Origin of the sequence: Streptomyces sp. NBC_01166 (assembly GCF_045039765.1) — a bacterium.
Classification (GTDB): Bacteria; Actinomycetota; Actinomycetes; order Streptomycetales; family Streptomycetaceae; genus Streptomyces.
Genome location: NZ_CP108613.1, coordinates 6820547 through 6839855 on the forward strand (window position 1 = coordinate 6820547; position 19309 = coordinate 6839855).

General features: G+C 73.8%; 1 protein-coding gene (only partly in view). It reads left to right on the forward strand.

Features of this window, described 5'->3' with window-relative positions; translation table 11 throughout:
* Nucleotides 1-19309, forward strand: the 5' portion of a protein-coding gene (locus OG379_RS31220; RefSeq protein ID WP_405666343.1) for a lonely Cys domain-containing protein. It continues 7121 nt past the right edge of the window; only the first 19309 of its 26430 coding nucleotides appear in the window; it begins with the start codon at nucleotides 1-3; its stop codon lies off the right edge, out of view.

The window sequence follows — 19309 nt, forward strand, 5'->3', positions numbered from 1 at the left end:
GTGAGCATTCAGGTATCGCCCGAAGTCAACGCGATGATCTTCATACTCACCGGCGAGAGGCTCATCGACGCCGACGAGGACCTGGCCTTCGACAGCCGTATGCCCTACTCCGGCCTGGGCCGGAAGCTGGAGAGGCTGTCCTCGCTCATCGACAAGTCGATCCACGACATCGGCGAGTCCATGCCGGACGACCTCGCCAAGTCGTACGGCCAGGCGATGGGCATGCTCATCGACGACGGCGGCAAGAACTACCTGAAGGACTTCGCCGGGCAGCTCGACCAGATAGCCGAGGGCCGGCGCAAGACCTCCATGGACATCATGGAGTCGAAGTGGCAGGTGATCGCCGAGATCATCCGGCTGCTCATCGAGATCGCCATCTACCTCGCGTTGTCCTTCTTCACCGGTGGCGCCTCGGCCAGCCAGATCATGCTGGCCAAGCTGCGCAGCCGGTTCTTCATCCTCACCACACTCAGCCATCTGCTCCAACGGCTGCACCTGGCACCCTCGTTGACCGAGGCGCTCGCCGAGGCGTTCACCACCTTCGCGGTGCGGTTGGCGATGATGAACTTCGCCCCGGACGGCCGCCGTCCCGACGGCTTCGACTGGAACGACATCCTCAAGTCCGCGGCGTTCGGTGCCGCGGCCGGCGGCCTCACCAGCATCTTCGACGGCTTCGCGAAGAACATCGTCAACGGCTACGGCAACAACTTCCTCAAGAACGGGCCGGACGTCGGCTTCAAGGACAACCCGAACTTGGGGAACATCCCCGGCCCGGACCCCAAGAACAACGTCGGCCCGAACCCCACGCCGGCCCCCACCCCGACGCCGACCCCCACCCCGACGCCGACCCCCACCCCGACGCCGACCCCGACCCCCACCCCGACTCCGACTCCGACCCCGACTCCGACCCCCAGCCCCAGGCCGACCCCGAGCCCCACCCCGTACGGGAACGGTCCCAACCTCTCGAACACCCCGCCGGTCACCTTCCGGAACGATCCGCTCTCCTTCCAGAACAACCTCAACCTGTGGCGGAACAACCGGATCCTGCTCGACAACGCCGACCGGCCGGGCGCGCTGGCCGGGTACTACGGGCTCAAGGGGGCGACCGACTTCCTCGCAGCCGGTGCCGGTGAGGCACTCGCCGAGATCCTGATCAAGGGCGCATTCGACAACGACTGGTCCACCAGCTGGTCCACCTTCGTCGGCGCGGGCATCAGCAGCCAGGTCGAGTCCACGCTCACCGACACCGCCGTGAACAGCGCCGCTGAACTGCGGCACATCATCGACAAGTTGGGCACCCAGCCGCCCACGGTCTCGAGCGGCGTCGGTGACTCCGACAGTTCTCCGCGCTCCGGCGACGGCTCCGGTCGCACCGACGGTTCCCCGCGCAGCGACACCACGGGCGGCGACGGGCCCGCGCTCACCTCGCCTCCGCCGGCCGTCCGGACCACCGGACCGGGCGACGTCACCGGCACCCAGTCGCCCCCGCCCTACGTCGGGGAGAGCTCGCCGTACACCACCCAGGCTCCGCCGCCGTACGCCACGGAGCTCCCGCCGGCCTACTCCCCGGGCTCGCCGCCCGTGACCCCCGCCGAGAACGAGCTGTGGCAGCAGGTCCACAGCGGCTCCGCCGAGGCCCGTGAGCAGGCTCTGAACGACCTCGCGGCGCTGCGCGGCACCCAGCAGCCGCCCGGCGGTACCGAGATCGGCGTCCGCGACGGCCTGCACGGCAACCTGTCGCAACTGCCCGAGGTGCGGGTGGTGCCCGCGGGGAGCGGCCCCGCCGCCCAGATCGACATCGACGAGGTGCGCCACGCCCTCGGCGGCTTCGACACCCCGGTCACGGTGGACCCCCCGATCGCGGTCGCCCCGGACACCCACGACCAGAGCCCCCTCACGACCACGACCACGCCCACGACCACGGCCGACTCCGCCGGAGGTGCCGCGGGAAGCGACCGGCAGGGTGCCGCCCCCGATGCTCCGCCGCAGGCGAACGCGGGCGTGGACGTGCCGGACAACTCGTCCGTGACGGCTCCGGAGAGCCGGGGAGTCACTGCTCCGGAGAACCCGGGAGCCACGACGCCCGAGAACTCGGCCGTGGCCTCGCCGGAGGACACGACGCCGGGGGACGCGACCACGACCGTGTCGCCCCCGGAGAACTCGCCCGTGACGTCCGACGGGAACCCGGAGGCCGACGTCACGAGCTCTCCGGGCGGGTCGGCCGAACAGAACGACCGTACGGCCACGCCCGCAGGCCAAGGGGCGGGTGCTCCCGTCGCCGCGGGCAATCCCACCGCCTCCACGACAGCCGGTACGGGCGGCGGTGCCCGGCCGGGTGGCGCCCCCAGCAGTTCCCCGGCCCCCTCCGAGTCCCCGAGCACCCGTACCCCGGACGTCACGGCCCCGGGGGACGGCTCACAGACAGTGCCGGACGACTCCTCGCGGACGGCACCCGCTCCGGAGGCGACGGCCGCTCCGGATGCCGTCGACCCGACAGGGGAAGAGGGCGTATCCGAATCCACTGAGAACGTCGTCACTCCCACACCCGGTACCACCACCGACCCGGCCGCCGACCTCGCCGCCGCCCCGCCGGAGGTGGGCACCGTCGGATCGTCCTTCGGTGCCGGCGACGCAGGCGACACCACCGCCACGACCGATGTGCAGACAGGTCCCGCCCGAGCCGGGGGGCACGAGTCCCAAGCGGCGCCGCTGACGATCGTGGTGTCGGAGGTGGCGCCGCCGGGGGAGGGATCGCCCGAGGCGGTCGCGCTCCTGGACGGTGCCGGGACCGACCGGGCCGTCGTGCTCGGTCCGCCGGTCGCGCCGGACGGTGCGGGAGGCCCGGTACGCACAGCGGCGGAGCTGACCCGTGAAGGGCCGGGTGCGCCTGTCCGAGTGCGCCCGCTCACCGGCCCGCCGCCCACCGCGATGCCGGACGGCACCGCGGACACCGTGTTCCCCGGCGCCGACGTGCTGCTGCCGCTCGCCGACGCGCTCGGCCCGCCCCCCGCCACCGCGGCGCCGCGCCCCGCCGTGCAGAGCACCGCGCCCTCCGGAGCCGCCACGGCAACGCCGCCGTCCGGCCAGGAGACTGCCGGGAAGCCGGTCCGTACCGAGTCCGCACCGCGCGACACGGACCCGGTGCCCGCGACGGTGCTTCCGTCCGGGCCGACTCCCCCGAGCGTCACCGAAGCCGGCCCGGACGGCGAGCCGACGGTCACCACGACCGCTACTGCCACCGACACCTCCGGCACGGCTGAACCGGTCACCCCGTCCCGTCCCTTGACGGAGACGGCCACCGATCTGCATCTCGAGTCGGGGCGTGACGACGGTCACCGGCCGGAGCGGACGCGGCAGCGCGGGACGCTGCGCGACTTCCTGCCGGAGAGCGAGTGGTGGAAGTTCTACATCGACCCCAAGAACCACGACGACGCGCTGGCCGCCTTCCCGGACGATCCCGGCTCCTACTACGACCACGACAGGTCCCCAGGCTTCCAGGAGGGCATGGTCGCGGCCTACACCCGGTTCCTGGACGACCCCGACACGGTCGCGGCCCCCATGGACTCCTCCGCTTACCAGGTCATGCACGGCCTGGCGACCGGCTACCTCAACCGGGCGATCGGCTGGTCCGGCGGCCCTCCCACCCATTTCCCGTTGCGTGGTGAGGCCCTCGCTCCCGACATCTTCGACGAGCACATCGCGGACCGCGCCCTGGTCTACGACATGACCACCCACGACTGGTCCAAGCGGCTGGCCTCGCCCGGGCCGGTCACCATCTTCACCCGCTTCATGAGCAGTAACCCCTCGCTGTCGACCAACTACCAGTTGGCCGACACTCCCCAGCTCGTCGACACACTGTTCCAGCAGCATTACGAGCGGACCGGCCGGCCCGACGCCGACGCCGACGCCAAGCTCGCCTCCATCGCCCGGACCATCCGCGCGCTGCATGTCGTCCACCCCTTCCAGGACGGCAACCTGCGCTCCAACGTCCAGATCCTGCTGCCCAAACTTCTTCTGGAACAGGGCTTCCGCCCCGTCGTGCCCGACAACATGTACAGCCTGTTCCAGGGCGGCCGCGCGGTACCGGAGATGGTCGACTCACTGGTACGCAACGGTGTCCTGGACACCGGCCGGTCCGGCCCGTCCCAGGACCGGGCAGCGACGGACCCGCTCGTGGAGTCGGGACGCGGCGACGTGGACACCTCGGCCGGGCAGGGCCCCGGCCGCGGCGACGCCGGCACCACGGGTGGAAGCGGCCCCGCACCCCGCTCGGGCGATCCGGTCGTCACCCCCCTGGACGGTCGCACAGTGCCCGTCGCGCAACTGCGGCGCCTGGTGCCGGAATCGGCTGCGGGGCCCCGGCCGGGGGCACCCGTGCAGACGTTGACCATCTCGCAGAGCCCGGCCGAGGACGGTACGGAACGGAGTGCGGGGCGCAGGGCGCTGCTCGGCCAGGAGACCTTCCGTGGCGTGCGTACCACCTCCGGGGCTCCGGCACCCGGGACCACCACGGCCCCGCCTGCGCCCCGGACGGTGTTCACCGGGCCGCCGACGGCACTCCCCGGTTCGGGCACCGGGCGCGGCGCCGACTACTTCGCGGGGCACGGCACCCCCCGTACCGTCACACTCGCTACCGAGGACGCGGCACGGCCCACCGTGAAGGTCAGCGGTGTGCAACTGGGCGAGGTGCTCAAGTCCTGGGCGCAGGACGGCCGTCAGGACCGGCCGCTGGTGCTGTTCTCCTGCGAGACCGGGCGGCAGCCGGAGGTGGCCGGGCTGCCGGTGGCCCAGCATGTGGCGAACCGGACCGGACGCCAGGTGTACGCGCCGACCACGGAGGCGGGCACGGCCCGGGACCAGGACGGCCATGTACGCGCGGTGCTCACCGAGGGTCCGGAGGGGCCGGGACGGTGGCGGCTCTTCACTCCGGAGCCCAGCGGTGCCGACCTGGAGGGCCTGGCGCGCGACGCGGGCCTTCACACGGGCCCGGAACCGGCGGACGCCTTCGCTCTGGCCCGCACCCTCCAGCAGGTGCGCACCTTGCGCGAAGCACTCGGCCCGGACGCCGAACAGAACCCGGACAACCGGGAACTCCTCGCAGGAATAGCCTTCGTGGACGGCCTGCGCTGGCGCAGCCCGGACACCGCGGCCCGCTACGGCGACGGCCGCATGACCCCGGACCTGCTGCGCCGGATGGTCGCCGACCGTCACGGTGCCACCGGCTCCACCACCGCCGATCCTTCGGCCGGACCGACCCCCGAGCAGTACGGCGACTTCCTGCGCGCGGCGGCCGAGCTGCGTTCCACCGCCGGGCCCGACACCACGCTCGAGGCCCTGCTGCCCCCGCCACCGCCCGCTCTCCCGCCGACCACCCTGATCTCGCCGGAGGACGTACGCGGTCTGGCCTACGCGCCCACCGCGCGGGTCACCTGGTCGCTATCCGACAGCCCGCTGCCGCTGTCCGAGCTCGCACTGACCCCCGAGGACGCCGCTGAACTCGCCCGTCGCAGGCCCGACCTGGCGCCCCCGCAGAGCCGCCCGGAGAGCCCTGTCGAGGACATGGCCCTCCTCAGCAGGGCTGCGCCCGGTACCGCGGACACCGTGCACGCGGACGGAGCGGCCTTCAGGCGGCTGGACACCCCCGGCGGTGGGAACTGCCTCTTCCGGTCGCTGCTCGACAGTGCGCGCAGCCAGGACATACCTCCGGCCTGGGCCGCGGGGAACGTCGCCGGTCTGCGCGGCATGCTGCGCGACCGGATCACCGGGTCCGAGCTGGGCGACGCCGTGGCCGTGGCGATCCCGGACCCGGTGTTCGCCGTGGTGGACGACCTGCGGATGCGCGCCGTCACGGGGGTCCAGGACCCGGCCGAGCTGGACCGGATCACCCGGCACTGGAACCGGACGGCTCGGGACATCGTCACCGACGGCGATTCCGCCGCATGGCAGCGGATACTCCGGGACAGCGACTACCCCCACCTCGCCGATGTGGCGCCCACCCCGGCCGACGCGTGGCGGCTCGGCACCAAGGAACTCGTCGCCTCTGCGGCCGAGCTCCCCGCGCTGTGGGCCTCGCCCTTCGCCGACCTGCTGCCCGAGTCGCTGGCGCACACCCTCGACCTCGACCTGCGGCTCGTCCAGCCCGACCCGCAGGCACCGGGGAGCACCTTCGTCAACACCCTCAACCCGGGTGGCCAGGGCGGTGCCCTGCATCTGGCCTACAACGGAAGGGACCACTTCGACGCACTGGTCCCGGCCTCGGCCCCGCTCACGCCCGAGCCGGCTCCGACCGCCACCCAGGACCCTGCCACCCAGGACCCTGCCACCCAGGACCCTGCCACCCAGGGCCCTGCCGCCCAGGACCCGCCCGGCTCCGGCCCCCTCGGGGAATGGCTCCGCAGCATGGGCGGGATCACCGACCTCGACAGCCCCGGCACCGAGACTCCCGACCGTGGCGAGCGGGTACCTCTGGAGACCCAGCTCGAACGGCACCGCCCGGCACGGCTGATGACCGGCCCGGACGCCCGGCCGCCGGGTCCGGCGCCGGCCACCGTCACCTTCGAGGACGGCAGCCGACTGCCCACGGTCCTGATCAGCCCGGACGCCGACCCTGCGGAGGGCACACCGGGCGGCCGGACGGACGGGGCCACGCGGAGTGTCCGGACCGGACTCTTCACCGGCCTGGGCAAGACCACCCTGCGCTCGCCCGAGCAGGTTGCGGAGGAGATCCTGGGCAAGCTGCCGGCGAATCTGCGCGCCCAGTTCGACGAGGCGGACCTGCTGCGGCTGCTGACCGACCAGCCCGGCGCCTTCACCGCCCCGCGTGGGGCGCGCTTCGTGGGGCGGGAGAAGTCCGGGGTCGGCCACGAGATGACGGTCGAGGCCATCCCGTACCACCGCTGGGAACGCTTCTCCAACGTGGACGGTGCAACCGTCCGTCTGGACACCATGCGACGCGGCCAGGCAGGTACGGGCGGCGGGCGCAGCGTCGGCTTCGGACGGCGGATCGCGGGCGGGCTGAGCATGGGCCCGCCGCTCAACTGGCTGCTCAAGCTCGGCTTCTCGCTGGGCTGGACCCGCAGGACCGACTTCGCGCAGGGCACACAGGCGTACAACCAGTCCGAGTGGCGCAACTGGGAGGGCTCACACCTGCACCTGGACGACGTCCACTACCGGGTGCGGGTGGACCGCGTCACCGAGGCACCGCCGTCCGTCGGGCCGGACAGCCGGCCCAGCGACCCGTCCGTGTCGTCGGGCTCCGCCTCGACGCATCCGGGCTGGCGACGCACCCAGGTGCACACGGCGGAGTTCGCGGTGCGCGACGGGCTCAGCTGGCGGCTCCCCGACGACCTCACCGTGCCCTACAAGGGGCCCCGGCTGGCCCCGAGGACGCTCACCTTCCCGGACGGGACCGAGCCGCGGATCACCGACACCACGGGGCTGCACCTGACGGACCCGCCGGAGGACGTGGCCCTCGCCATATCCGGCGCGCGGCCCGGGAGTTCGGCGCACCGCACTCTGGTCTCCTATGTCAGGCCAGGCCGGCTCCTCGCACTGTTCGGCCGGCTCTCGGGGCCGGTCACCGGTCCCGAGCTGACCCGGGGCAGCGGACAGCACCCGCTGGGGCACCTGATCGTGGAGCGGTCCGTACCGCACCGGGCCACACTGGTCACCGAGTCCGTCAAGACGGAGCTGCGCGACCTCACCCAGACCACGTACCAGAACGAGCGCGGCCACGTCCGTGACACCCGTCTGGGCTTCCAGGTCACCGCCGGACCCAACTACACGCTCACCGGCGCGGAGACCGACGTACGGCTGCAGGGCGGCCCGTTGGCCCGCGTGGACCTCTCCACCGGCCGCAGTCACCATCTCGGCGCCGACGCCGCGCGGAAGACGACCGGCCGCGTGCGCAACCACCCGGTCGCGCTCTACCGGGTCGAGCGCACCCTGATGGTGCGCAAGCCCGGCGAGCTCCCGTCGGCGGCCCGCCCGGTCCGCGTCGTCACCCTGGACTGGATCTCCACCCAGGACGCTCGCCGCCTCGCGGGCTGGGACAGCCGCACCCCCGGCCGTACCGGCCCCCACCCGGACGCCGAGCCGCCGGTGCCCTGGTACCTCACCCGGGAGGACCCGGTCCACCTGAGCGGCCAGGTGCGGGCCGAGGGCTTCCGCCCCAGCCGGCCGCGGACGCGGGTCCAGCCGCAGCCCCTGGCGGAGACCCCTGTCCAGCCGCAGCCGCAGCCGCAGCCGCAGCCGCAGGTCCAGGTCCGGCAGTCGCAGACCCTGCCGCCCGTCCCGACAGCCCAGCCCGCACCCCAGGACCCCATGCGGGCCTTCGCCGACACCGTCCTGGACACGCTGCACCACTCGTACCCGTCGCTGTTCGCCCCGCCGCTCATGCTGCGGCACCCGCGGCTGGCCAAATTCTGGTACGGCGACGGGCGGATGCGGACCGCGCTGCACAACGACCGCCAGGTGCGCGAGGCCCTGAACCGGCCCAGCCTGGCGCAGAGCCTGGACGACCTGACCACCACCGGAGTGCCGGTCACCCTCACCGAGGACGGCAAGGTGCGCCGCGGCCACCACACGCTCGTCCTCAGGGCGCGCCTCACCGACCGGCGGTTCGAGACCACCATGAGTGAGCGCTCGCTGCGCAACGCGGTGATCGGCACCGAGGTCTCCGGCCAGGGGCAGCAGGCAGCCGTCACCCTCTCCAGCGGTGTGGAACTGGGTATCTCGCCGCGCGACCACGACAAGGTGCCCGAGGCGGGACTGCCCCGCCAGACCGGGAGTGTGTCGGTCGGGGCCCGTCACGCCCGGACCGACACGAAGACCACCAGGAGCACGGTCGCGGTCACCCACGATCACCTGATGTTCCAGACCGGTGCCGATCTCTACAGCTACCAGGTGAAGTTGGGTGCCTCCTTCGAGGGCCACCGGAGGCCGCGCGGCTGGGCACGGCTCGCATCGGTCGGTCTGCTGGGCGCGGGTGTCTTCGTCAGCAAGGTCGAGGAACGGCCTCTGCTCACCGAGGGCGACGAGACGGTGGGCAGGGTCGAGCTCGCCGTGCCGGCCGCGCACGGCTCCGAGCGCCACGCCCCCGCCGACCCGCCGGCCGCCGGGCCGGCACCGGACGCACCGCAGCAGCTCTCCTTCGCGGAGGCGGACCAACTCCTCGACGGCATCCGCCCGCTGCCGAGGGCGGACTCGTCCGACCGGCAGCTCACCGAGAAGCTCCTGAGCGCCCCGCACGTGGTCCTCAGCACCGAGGGCGGCCCGCAGCGCCAGCGGTTGGTACAGGACACCGCCGACCGCGCCTCGAACACCTCCTGGCACGTCAGTGCGCCCGGCGCCCCGGTGCGAACCGCACTGCGCCGGGCGATGGCCAACCTCAGCGTGGCCGGGCAACTCGGCCAGTATCTCGGCCCGTTCGGTTCCCGTGTCACCGGCCTCAACGGTGCCGGACCCTTCCGGACGCACTACCTCAAGGCGGCGATCCGCGGCGAACTGAGCAACTTCCGGGTCAGGAGCGACCCCAAGCCGGCCAGCCTCGAGGCCACCGTCGGCAACGAGCACCGCGTCAACGGCAGTGCGAGCACCGTCTCGCGCACCACCCTCGGCCTCCAGGGCGCCGACATGCCGCTGCAGCAGGCCCCCGGCCGGCCGGCGGTCGTCGGCTCCTACTCGACCGCCATGCAGTACGCCTGGGGCAAGGGCCGCAGCGTCTCGCAGACCCTCACCCGGGGACGCAACACCACCCTCAGCTACGCCGGGCGGATGTACCTGGTGGTCGCCGACACCACCGAGACCATCGCGGTCCGGGACCGCTGGACGGCCGCCATGGGGGCGGTGGGCACCCGCGCCGGGGCCCTTGTCAGCTCCCTGGCCGGAAGGCTCTCCGAGGGCCTCGGCAACAGCCTCGCCCCGCGCCGCGCCGCCGGCGCGCTCCAGCGCATCCGCGACGCGGTGATGTTCCACCTCCCGATGCAGGACGTCATCGAGGCCGGGCTCGCCCCGGACGGCCTTGCCACCACCACCCCGCGCAACCTCGGCGGCGGATACCGGGTACCGCCCTACCTGCGCGGCCGCCGGTTCCCCACCCACCCCAGCGGTCAGCTCGACGCCGGCCCCGTGGCGCGGCAGCTGATGGGGCAGCTGGAGAAGGCCGGAGTGCCCTCGCACGACCGGGAGCAGGTCCTCCAGCGGCTCTCGCCGGACTTCCTCGCCGCGCATCTGCACGAGCTGACGACCGACGGCATGACCCTGCCGGTCCGCTACCGGGCCTGGACCAGCCCGTTCCACCTGCCGGTCGGCGGCAGCCCCGGACAGGTCACATTCAGACTGACCCCGGTCACCACCACCGTGGACAGGCTGCGCACCGGCTACGAACTGGAGGACTACCGCACCACCGCCCGCGACGACGCCGGCGGCACCTCCCAGGACCGCGGCGCCGACGTGACGCTCAGCGCGGGCGAGCGCGCGGCGGACAGCGGCCTTCTCGTCGCCAATCCCTCGCTCCAGGGCACCGCGGCCAAGCAGCGGTCGAGCGCCCGGACCCGGGCCTCCGGAACCACCGCGATGCCGAACATCGCCACCACCCAGGCCCACGCCGAGATCGTCACGAGTTACACCCTGACCGTCGCCATGACGGACGCGACCGGTGAACCGCTCGCCCCCGGTGCCGCCGCCGTACCCGTCGGCAGCCTGCACGAGACCCTCCCGGCGAGCCTGCTCACCCCGGACGGCGACGGCGCCGACGGTGCGCTCACCGAACAGGACGTGCCGGCACCCGAGCGCGCGGTACGGATGCTGACGGCCGACCAGGCACGCGCCGAGGGCATCGCCGCCTGGCGCACATCCGCCGGGGACACCGGCGGCAGCGCCGATCCTGACGTCCTGCCGTTCGACGACGAGATCGGTTCCGGCATCCTCGCCGTGGACATCCGGGGCGCCGCCAACGTGCAGGACGCCCTGACCCTGGCCACCGCCCGTGCAGACGGCCTCGGCGACACCGACCTCGGGAAACGGCACACCGGCGCGGTCCTCGACGGACGCGTCCGCACCGCCCGCCTCACCCCGCTCACCGGCCTCGGAACGGCCCCCGCCCAGGCCCAGCAGGAGGCCACCAGCCAGGGAGGCCTGACCTCCGGCTTCCGTGAGGCCCTCGGCGCGAACGGCGCACCGCTGCCCACGCAGGCCTCCGCCCACCTCTTCGGCCAGTCCCACACCGCCGATTCCCGTCTCTACGCGAGGATGCACCGCCGCGGGGCCCGCCTGCTCGCCGTGGAGAACAAGCCGCGCATGGAGGCCATGCAGCGGGCGAAGACCTCCGACGCGCTGGACGCCGGCATCACCGACAACGTCGAGGGCGCGGCGGGCACCGCGCCGCTGGCGGGCAACAGCAACGCGGGCGTCACCAACCCCGGTGCCACGGTCCCGATCGGCGGCACGAACGACGGCACCGCGCTCAAGGGCACTGCGGACACCACGCTCGGCACCCACACCAAGGTCGTCACCGACCGGAGCATGCTCTTCGCACTTCCGGTGAGCTGGCTGTCGGTGGCCGAGGTGGACCACCGGATCACCGGCAGTCGTCCGCTCCACGCGCTGGGCAAGGCCAAGCGCGGGCCGCGCGCCGCCGAGGCCGAGACCACCGCGCTCGTCTGGCTGCGCGAGGACATCGCCCGCGACTACGGCCTCCTGGACGACTCCACCTTCACCGACGAGGTCCTCGCCGCCTGGGACGGCCAGGCCAAGGCGGCAGGCGACCTCGCCACGGCCGAGAAGGGCTACTACGACGCCCGCGCGCGGGCCCGGGAGACCTGGCTCGGCCTGAGCGCGGACGAACGGACCGCTCTGGATCCGGACAACTCCGGGCAGGCGGTGCCCCCTTCCCCGGCCGTCTCCGCCTGGCAGGCCGCCCGCGACGAAGTACACCGCTGGGAGCAGCGCACCGACACCGCCGCAGCGGACCACCACCGGCTGCACCTCGCCGCCTCCCGCCTCACCGCCCACCACCAGGGCTCGGCCTCGGTCCCGGTGAAGGACCTCCCGCAGGAGTACGCCGAGCCGGAGTGGCGCTCCGAGGCGCCCGCGCCGTACGTGATCACCGACGGCGCCGGCCCCGCCCCGCGCACCCTCACCTCGCCGGACGGCGCCACGGTGCGCGAGGTGCACGACATGCCGCACGACGGCGCCTCGTTCTTCCACGCGCTGCTCGCCGCCGCCCAGGACCGAGGCCGCCTGCCCCACCTGCTCGGGACCGACCTCGCCGACCGGTTCGCGGGCGACCCCGGCGACCCTGCGGTCACGGCCGAGGCCGTCGGTGCCGCTCGCGACCGCCTGGCCTGGGCGTTGGGCCAGGACGGCAACGAGGACCTGCTCGACGCGCTCGCCCTGGACGTCGCGGACACCTTCACCCAGGCCGAGATCAATGCGGCCGGGATACAGCTGACGGCTGCTCAGCAGGCCGAGTTCGATGCCTTCGGACGTCTCCCGGTGACTGTCTGGCCGACCCCCGCACAGCGGGTGGCACTGGCCGGTGCGGCGCTCTCCCGCCCGTTCGCGAGCGAACCGCGCCAGGACGCCGCGGACGGCGAACCCGCCCCGCCCGAGCGCCGAGCCGGCGATCACGGCGGCGCCGACCTGCTGCCCGCACTCGCTGCCCGGGTCCTCGGCACCCCGCTCACGGTGGTCACCGGCGAGGGCCGCGATCAGCTCTTCCTCCCGCACGGCACCGACCCGGCCGCCGTGGACCCGGCCGCCGACCCCGTCCTCTTCGCCGCCGGCGGCTTCTTCCACGCCGCCCTTCCGCCGGGCTCCCCGGCTCCGGTCGTCACGCCGCTGCCGGCCCCGGCGACCGAGGAAGACGCGGGTACGGACTCCGCACGTCCCGCATCCGAGCAGCCGCCCGCGCGCCGCAGTCACGTCACCCCGCCCTGGATGCCGCCCACGGACAGCACCGCCCCGCGCTTCCGCCTCGACCGGGACGGGTCCCTCACCGCCCCCGACGGTTCCACCTACACGCAGGGCACCCCCGCCGGGCGTGGCAACGGCTTCTTCGGCGCGCTCTCCACGGCCCTGCACCTGGCGGCGGCGCAGCCCGGGACGGACCGCCACGAGGCGGCACGGCTGCGTCTCCGCGCCGGTGCGCCGCCCGCCCAGCTGATGCGTCTGAACGGACTGCCCGGCGACCCCGGCGAGCGTGGTTCCCTCTTCACCCCGCCACCGATGAACACCCGCCCGGGCGCGCCGACTCCCAGCGCGGAAGCCGAGGAGGGCCACCTGCGCCGCCATCTCGCCACCGCCCCCTGGGGTCCGGAGGCCGACCGGGCCGTCGCCGAGTGGGCCGCCGCGGCCACCGGCACCACCATCACCCTGGTCGAGGAGAACGGCACCGCCCACACCTACCCCGGCCCCACCGCCGACGGCCCCTCTCTCCGACTCCGCCGCCGCGGCGGCGACTTCGTCCCCCTGCTTCCCCGCACCCCGGCACCGGAACCGAAGACGCAGGCCGCCACTCCCGCCGGTACCGCCCCGGCAGTACCACCGCAGGACCCGACCGCAGTTCCGCTGCCTCCCTCGCCCGGGTCCCCGGCCGGCAGCGACCTCCCCGGGCTCACGGGCGACGAGGAGGCGTACGAGCTGAGTACGCTGTCGGGCCGGGACGCCGGCAGCGACGGGGACGTCGCGGGCACGCTCGGCGTGTACGGGAGCGGCTCCGGCCACGTCGGGGGAGTCGACGCACGCCGGGCCGAGCCCCTGACCACGACGGACTACGACGTCGTGGACAACAGCGGCACAGGCGTGATCTTCCGCAGGCCCGGCGGGATCCGGGAGAGCCGGCAGACCCCGCGGGCCCTGGCGGGCACGGACGACGCACCCGGACTCGCCCTGCCCGTGCAGGATTACCACGAGACGCTCGTCACCGAGCGGCCCGTCCTGCGGATCTCCTCGGACCGCACGCTCGCGGTCGAGAGCGGGACGTACGGGCAGCAGGTCTTCGCGACGCAGGAGGCCGTCGACCGCGCGGCGGTCAAGCTGTCGCGTGCGGGCGCCGCGGTGCGTCTCCGCACCGACCAGGACCTGAGCGTCATCCTGCCCACCCCCGGCGGCGGCAGCAGGCGGCTGTTCCAGGTGACCCCCGTCTTCCTGACGGGCTCCGGCCGGTCCACCGAGGAGGTCTGCCGGGACTTCGCCGACATGCTCGCCGACACCTCCCGCACCTCGCACATGGTCTTCCGCACCCCCGGGGCCGCCCCGGTGGTCACCGCGCCGGTCAACGCCTCCGACGGGGTGGAGGTCACCGGTACCCACCACCTCGCCGACGCGCTGGGCCACCTCGCGGACGGGGACATGCGTCCGCACACGGCGGATCCGGAGTGGGCGGCCGCGCTCGTCCGCCAGGACGACCGTCCCGCCGGCGGTGACGGCGGTCCCCTGCCCGGTCGCCCGTACGGCAGCGCGTTGAGCCTCGCCCAGGAGGACGACCCGCGGCGCGACGCCCTGTCGGACGCCGCCGGCCGGATCGGGGTCAACGAGCACGCGTGGGCCGACATCGGCGAGGGCTACGTCGTGCAGTCCGTCGCGTCCCCCGGCGAGCAGGGCCAGCCGAGCCTGGAGCACAACTTCGCCAGACCGCAGGAGGGTCCCGGCGGCGCGCACTACGGCTACCACTTCCTCACCGTGGTCCTGGCCAGCGAGGACGGCAGCCATCAGGTCTCGCTGGAGAACCGCGCACGTGTCTCCGGACGCAACCACCGGCACCGCGGGGCGGTCCAGGCGAACCTGCGCAACCATGACCTGGCGGATCTGCGGGAGATCGCGTCGCGACTGCGCCAGGAGATCGAGAAGCGGCCGGACGCGGGTGCCGACAAGCACCTCGCGGAGCTGCGCGGCTACCACGACCTGACCCTCGCCCTGATCAGGGCGAAGCAGGCCGGGACGGACGCCCTGGCGGCGCCCGCCGGCTCACCGGAACGTGCCGAGGCGGAGAAGACGCTGGAGGGCGCCACCCGCGCCGCCGCGCTCCGTATCGGACAGCTCGAAGGGGTCATTCCGGGCAAGCACCAGTGGGACATGCGGATGTACTCGCAGCGCCCGGGCGAGTCGGCCCATGACGCCAACGCGGACCTCCTGGGTGACGGGCCTTCCACCAAGGCCAATCCGCTGACCGCCGTCGTGCTCCGCGGCCAGCAGGCACTGCCGGTGGCCATCTCCTTCGACAAGGGGGCCCAGCAGACGCCCGAGGGCGCGAAGCACTCCATCCGGTACCTGGCCAAGGTGGTGGCCAGGACGGCCCTGTGGAACGAGACCAACGGCCTGCCGCTGCCGGACGTCCAGGTCACTGGCCGGCGCGGGGCCCGCCTCCTGGGCCGGGACATCGCGAAGGTGCGTGCCGAGGCGGTCGCGGCCTCCTTCCGCCAGGAGCTCCGCACAGCGCTCGCGGAACTCCAGGACGGCACGCCCCAGCCGCACGTCACCGTCGGCCGCTTCACCGTCGAGCCGGTCTCGGTGCGCGACGGCTGGACATCCACCGGCGGCTCCGCGGCTTCCACCGTGAACATCACGGTCGACGACCACCGCGGAGGGCCGCGGCACGTCGCCACCCGAGGGCTGCGCGGCGGCTCCCTGCCGGGAGGCCTGCCGGGCGGCTCGCGCGAGGACGGTCTCGACCCGGTCGCGGAGCAGTGGCCCATCGGCCGCCCCGTCACCGTCATGCGGCCCCGTTTCGGCGGCGTCGACCCGGGTTCGGTCGTGTCCGCCGCCGACGTACCCGCCGCCGATGTGACCGCGACAGGCGTGTCCTCGGACACCGCGAGCGCGGACACCGGGAAGGGCAAGGCCCCGGCCGTCGCGACCGCGGACGACGCGCCGGCCGCCGTGGGACCGCGGCCGAACCGGTGGTTCACCTACACGCGTCCCGCCGAGTCCCGCTCGGAGCCCTTCCGTTACGAGGTCGCCGACACCGGGCACATCAGGCTCCCCGGAGGGGAGGAGATCCCGCCGGACGGGTGGACGCGCTTCGGCCACGACTTCGTCCACGGGGCGACGGGCACGATCCTGCGGGGCGACAGCGGCTGGATCGGCCACGTGGCCAACATGGACACGCTCTCGCTCGTGATGGAGGACTTCGATCAGGATTCCGCGCCCCACCGGGTGGTGGCGGACTCCTCGGCCCTCTACCTGGTGCCGGAGGGCGACGGGGACACGGCCGTCCGCATTCCGCTGCGTGAGGCCGACTCCGGTGACACGCCCGTCACCGGACAGGAGCGCCGCGAGACCACCGTTCCGGAGACCGCGCCGCCGGCCGGCGCGCCCCGCGCCCGCGTCGACGACCGGCCGCGCATCGTCGTGCGGTCCGCCTTCGACGTACGGCGGTTCACCCACGGCGGCGAGACCGTCACCGACCTGACCGTGCGGCTCGCCCTCCGTGACGCGCACGGGCAGGCCGACACGGACGCCGTCCTGACGCGGGTGCTCCAGGGCGTGGAGGAGTTCTACAACGGGCCGGGGCACAGGCTCCCGAACGGCGACCGGCTGCACGTCACCGTCGACCCCGTCCAGCCCGACCGGAACCCCCACCTGACCGTCGAACTCGTGGGCCGGGACCAGCAGATGAACCAGCGGGCGTGGTGGGCCGACGCCGACCCGGTGGACTTCGCGCACGAGCTGGCGCACCAGCTGTTCCTGCGGGACGAGTCGCGCGACGCGAGCAACCCCGACCGGCTCGACGCGCCCGGCAGCCTGCTGGGCCCGTTCCGCGAGCAGGCCCACGACGGCCTGGCACAGAGCGGACTGCGCCCCCGCCACCTCCAGCTGTGGGCCGCCGTGGCCGGCGAGATCACGCCGCACACCCCGCCGGACGGGACGAGCTGGGACGACGCGAGGACGGGCGCGACGGCGGAGCTCCGGGAGCCGGTATGGGTCGACCCGGTGTCGCTCCCCGCCGCCTCCCCGCAGACCGGTCCGGACGGCGCCGTGCCGCCTCCGCTTCCCCCCGGAGACGTCCTGCCCACACTGGCGGAGGCATCCGACGAGTCGGAGTCCGACACGGACTCCGACGACGAGGCGGAACCTCCGGCCTGGGCCGGCCAGGGCTGGCTGAACACCCTGTTCGGCCCCCTGCTGGGCAGCGTTCCGCGCGACCGGCTCGCGGAGACCTCCGAAGCGCTGTACGACCTCGTCCTGGCGGAGGCGGGCCCGAACCCGTCGCCGCAGGCGCTGCGCAACGGCCTGATCCGCGTCACCAGGCACGTCCTGCACATGGGGAACGGAGCCCGGCCGGGCTCCGCGGATCTCCAGTTGCTGGGTTCGCTGGCGCTCGACGCCTCCTCGGACGACCTCGCGAGCACCGACGACCTCGCCCTGTACTTCGTCGACCGGCAGATCGAGACCGGGCGGGGCGCCCTGGACGAGGGCACGCTCCTGCGCGACGACGACGGGAACGCTCTCGGACGCGACTTCACCGGACCGGGGCGGCCCGCTCCCGAGACAGCGTCCTACGCCGTGCGTGGCCGGGGCCGGGTCGTACCGCGGCCCGCGCCGTGGCAGAACCCGTACCTGGTCGTGGCAGAGGGAGCCGGCCACGGCGTCCAAGTCGTCATACCGGGACGGACCTTTCGGGTCGAGAGCCCCGAAGAGCTGGCCAGGCTCATCTCGTACGACTCCCGGCGGCCGCGCGGCGCGGACATCGTCCTGGCGCTCCCTCCGGGGTACGCCGCGACCGTCGCGTCCCTCGTCGCCGGGACCACCGGCCGCCGCGTCTGGCACCCCGAGGCGCCGGTCGGTGTGGCCACACATCCGACCGCCGGGACCCGCCACCTCATGCTGGAACTGAACGACGGCAACACCGGCGCGAGCTGGGCCTCGACCGACCCGCCGGAGGACGGTGGCCTGCCCGGAGCGCGTGACCTCGGCAGCGGGAGCGACACCGACAGCGTGTCCGACCCGGACAGCGACGACGACCGGTCCAGCAGCGACGGGGACGCGGAGTTCGACCGCCTGGCCGACCAGGCGGTCCGCGAGAGGCAGATCGAGGCGCGCCGCCCCCGGCCGCTGACGACGCGCGACTACGGCGTCATCGACCGGCACGGCACCGGGGTCCTGTTCACCCTGCCGCTCCCGCGGTCCGTCGGAGAGGTCAGCACCGGGGACGGCACGGGGCCCGACGCACTGGTCCTGCCGCGCCAGGACCACGGCGACGTCCTCATGGCCGACCGGCCGCCGCTGCACATCTCCGGGGACCGGACACTGGCCATGTACGCGGCGGGCGACGGCGATCCCGCCCGTAGCCAGCAGGTGTACGCCACCCGCACGGCGATCGAGCGCTCGTCGGCGCGGCTGGCAGCGGCCGGGGCAGGGGTGCGGCTCAAGGCGGACGAGTCGGTCGGCGTACTGCTGCCCAAGGAGGACGGTTCGTACGGCGAACCGCTCCTCCGGGTGGAGCCGGAGTTCCTGACGGCCTCCGGCGGTTCGGAGCACGCCTTCACACGGGACTTCGCCCAGATGGTCGCCGGCGTGACACCCGCGCCCCTGTCCCACATCGCCTTCCGGGGCCCCACCGGCGGCATCGTCGCCACGGCCCCGGTGAACGGGATGCACGGCCGGGAGGTCACCGGCACCCACCATCTCGCCGAGGCACTGGCGGACGTCGCCGAGGGCACGAGCCCCGCCACCGACGTGACCCCCCGCTGGGCCGCACGCCGCGCGGGCCTGGACAGCCGCTTCACCGGTGGTGTGGTGGGTGCCCCCACACCGGGGGAGCGCTACGGCAGCGCCCTGAGCTACGAGCCCCAGGACAACCCGGCCCGCACCCGGCTGGCCACCGCCGCGCGACGTATCGGCGTCAACGAGTACGCCTGGGCGGGGGTCGGCGAGGGTTACCTGATCCAGTCGGTCAGCACCACGAACCAAGGCGGCGGTCAGCTGTTCACGCACAACCACGCCAAGCCCGGGGACCGGGTGGGCCCGCACGCCCCGTACCACTTCGCCCAGGTGGTCCTGGCGGCGGAGGACGGTACGCACCAGATCACGCTGGAGAACGAGACCCACTCCAGGAGCGAGATCCCGGCAGAACTCCTCGACGACGTCATCGACGAGAACCTCGACCGCTACGGCGAGGACGAACTCACCACGCTGGCCGCCGGAACCGAGCGGCGCCTCGCCGAACTGCGGCGCAGCGGTGCGGACGAGGCGGAGATCTCCCGCACGGAGGGCTTCGCGTCGGTGGCCAGGGCCCTCGCCGACGTCCACCGGGCGGAGCAACTTCCCTGGTACTTCGACGAGGGCCGCCCCGAACACGCGCTGGCGC